Annotated in this window: 3 protein-coding genes and 1 pseudogene; 1 reads left to right on the top strand and 3 read right to left on the bottom strand. The window is 37.1% G+C overall.

Going from position 1 to position 3,037, the window contains the following annotated elements; genetic code table 11:
* On the bottom strand, positions 1–733 hold a 733-nt coding region (gene hpaI / locus AC1DUW_RS24700; protein ID WP_477643711.1), incomplete at its 3' end, for a 2,4-dihydroxyhept-2-ene-1,7-dioic acid aldolase.
* A gap of 148 nt (positions 734–881) precedes the next feature.
* On the opposite strand from hpaI, the gene AC1DUW_RS24695 reads away from it, so the two are divergent.
* Positions 882–1,751: a LysR family transcriptional regulator gene (locus AC1DUW_RS24695; protein ID WP_477643710.1), complete on the top strand. Its 870-nt coding sequence runs from the start codon at positions 882–884 to the stop codon at positions 1,749–1,751.
* A 568-nt stretch (positions 1,752–2,319) separates the two neighbouring features.
* On the opposite strand, the gene AC1DUW_RS24690 is transcribed toward AC1DUW_RS24695, so the two are convergent.
* Both AC1DUW_RS24690 and AC1DUW_RS24685 read right to left on the bottom strand, forming a co-directional pair.
* A complete protein-coding gene (locus tag AC1DUW_RS24690; protein WP_477643712.1) occupies positions 2,320–2,583 on the bottom strand; it encodes a YitT family protein in 264 nt (87 codons plus the stop codon).
* A pseudogene (locus tag AC1DUW_RS24685) lies at positions 2,581–3,022 on the bottom strand (YitT family protein); the annotation flags it as partial. The gene AC1DUW_RS24690 and the pseudogene AC1DUW_RS24685, both read right to left, overlap by 3 nt.
* Positions 3,023–3,037 lie beyond the last annotated feature (15 nt).

Genomic DNA, 3,037 nt, shown 5'->3' with positions numbered 1-3,037 from the left:
CATAATGAAGATCAAGCGCTCTTTCCGTATCGCCTTGCTCCCATGCATTATGAAGTTCAGCCACTTTTGCCGGCTCAACGTTCGCTGTTGCACTAATCGATCCGCTTCCGCCGATCGTAAGCATCGGGTAACACAATAATTCAATTCCTGAAAATAATTTGAAATCTCTTCCACAGTTTAAAAGAACGCGATTAACATGTTCAAAATCTTTATTAGCTTCTTTTGCTCCAATAATATTCGGGCAGTCCTCTACTAGACGAGCCATTGTTGAAACTTCCATGTTGACACCTGTACGACCCGGAATATTATAAATGATAATAGGAATATCTACCGCGTCGGCAACTGTCTTAAAGTGTTTGTATAGTGCATGCTGAGAAGGTCTGTTGTAGTAAGGAACGATGACCATTGCAGCATCAGCACCCATTTCCTGTGCTGATTTTGTCAATCTAAGTGTTTCATTGTGATTAACAGAACCCGTTCCAGGGGCAAAAGGTACTCGGCCATCAATAGCTTTCACTGCTGTCTCCATCACAATTTCCCGCTCTTCAACTGTGAGCGAACTCGGTTCACCTGATGTACCTGTTACAGAAATACCGTGGCTACCGCTTTCAATTTGCCAGTTAATTAAGTTTTTGAGTGTAACCAGATCCAAACTTTCGTCTTCTTTAAAAGGTGTAATAACTGGAGCAATCGAACCTCTTAACTTTTCACGTGCTTCTTGAACCTTTGACATTCTTGTGTCTCCCCTTTTTTCCTTAATTTTGATTTTTCGGTATGGAATCGCTTACAAGAATAATGTATCATTGTTATTGAAATATTAAAAATATTTAAAAAGTTCGTTTTCTATACAAAAAAAATATACATAGATAAGGAGCGATCTTATGGATGTGCGACAATTACGATATTTTTCAACAATCGCAGAAGAAAGACAAATTACCAGAGCAGCAAAAAAATTACATATGGCGCAACCGCCACTGAGTCAACAACTAAAAGCACTTGAGCAGGAACTTGGCGTTATTTTGTTGGATAGAAACGGAAAAACGATGGAGTTAACTGAAGCTGGAAAGGTCTTATACGATAGAGCAAAAGAGCTTTTACAAAGACTAGACGAAACGAGAATTGAAGTAAAAGAATTAGGGGAAGGGATTAAAGGTGTGTTATCCATTGGATCTGTAAAATCATGTTTTTCTTATATACCGGAGAGAATTCGTTCGTTTCGTAAGCAATATCCAATGGTTAATTTTCGACTATACGAAGGAGATTCTTATCGTTTGGCAGATCATTTACGAAAAAGGKATATTGAGTTGGCCATCGTCCGGCTTCCATTAGATCCTACTACTGACTTTTCTTCTATGCCGTTACCAATAGATAGCTTTGTGGCTGTAACGACTGACACACAGGATGAACGCAACTCGATTCCATTGAAGGAACTCGCAGACATGCCATTAATGTTATTACATCGAGTAAGTGGTGTTGGCCTGTATGAACTTGTCGTCAATAAGTGCAAAAATCAAGGGTTTGAGCCGAATATTGTATGTGAATGTCCCGATGCAGCGATGCTTTTGTCTCTTGTAAAGGCAGGTGTTGGAGTTACACTGCTCCCAAAATCGACCCTAAATTCATTTCCTATAAACGGTTTAAAAACATTAGAAATTGAAGACTGTACGATTGAATCGGAATCTGCGGTTATCTGGCTTAAAGATCGTTTCCTTTCTAAAAGTGCCCTACGATTTATCGAAACCTTTCAATGAAAATCTATTTAGGGTTTAACAATGATGATTTTTTTACCAAAAATTAGAAAGTGATATATTTCTTTCTTGCTAACAAACTATTAAAAAGAAAAAGCATCTACACCTTTTGTGGGGGTGGATGCTAATTTTTTGAAACGTGTTTTTTCTACTTTTAAAAATATCACGATCGTATCCCTTTTTTCTAAATGACTTCGAGTTACCATCCTTATTGCTAATTCGTATGTATCCAAATTCGAACGTTCATTTTATTACGTTCATTGATTTTACCTAACGACAGTAAAAACCTACCTTTTCAAAAAATACTCTGGAGAATATCATCCCCAGAGTATTTTTACACTTCACAACTATTACTTTTATTTAACAGTCTCTTTTATTTCCTTATCAGGTTTAAAAACAGGAACTTTGGAAGCCGCAATTTATATTTCTTCTCCTGTATGTAGGTTTCTACTCGTCCGCTGCCCAGTTGCGTACTTCAAATGTCTTTTCCTGATTATGCGTTTTAATAATTTTACCAATGACGCACGTACAAGTAGGCTTGTAAGAACGGGTTTTTCTTTATATCCTTTTTCTACCATGTGTTTTTAAAATTACCAATAACTTTATGAGCTGGCATGGCTGAAATAAATGCGTGATCATCTATTCGTTGTACGGTTTGACATAATTCTGACCACTGAATATTCACAATCACACAAAGTATGACTTGTTTTTCACTATGTGAGTATGCCCCTAAAGCTTCCCAAGATGTAACACCGCGATGGAACGCTTGATTGAGAGCTTCAGATATCTCTTCTCCCTTATCCGTCACAATAATTACAGAACTTCTTTCCGCCATATTAAGCAAGGATTCATATGTTTTAGCTCCAACATATAACGAGAGAATGGTAAACATGRCTGCCTGAACATCAAAAATCACAGCTGAAATAGCAACACAGATTAACGATAAGACCAAATTTTGCAATGGACAAATTTTTGTGTTTAGCAATGATTCGTCCAAGGACATCTAATCCTCCATTTGAGCCTCCTACACGAAGCATGATTGCTCCGCCAGCAAAAGAAATTATGCCCCCGAAAATAGAAGCTAATATAATATTATCCGTCCACATAAGACGAATGGGGATAAAATGAAGAAATATGGTGTCAGAAATTACAGCAAGAATCGTATAAAGGATAAATTTTTTCCCTAAATGGATATATCCTAAAATTAATAGTGGGATATTATAGATAAAGTACTGTACTCCTACTGACCAATGAAAAAAGTGGTACAAAATCATACAGATCCCTATGAC

This window comes from Peribacillus sp. P4_C12, assembly GCF_056402095.1.
The sequence above is the reverse complement of the archived record's forward strand: the minus strand, read 5'-3'. Positions and strand labels throughout refer to the sequence as shown.

What these genes read in the sequence shown, in the direction of transcription:
- AC1DUW_RS24690 (WP_477643712.1), bottom strand. Translation starts at nt 2,583, where the DNA reads ATGGCGGAAAGAAGTTCTGTAATTATTGTGACGGATAAGGGAGAAGAG.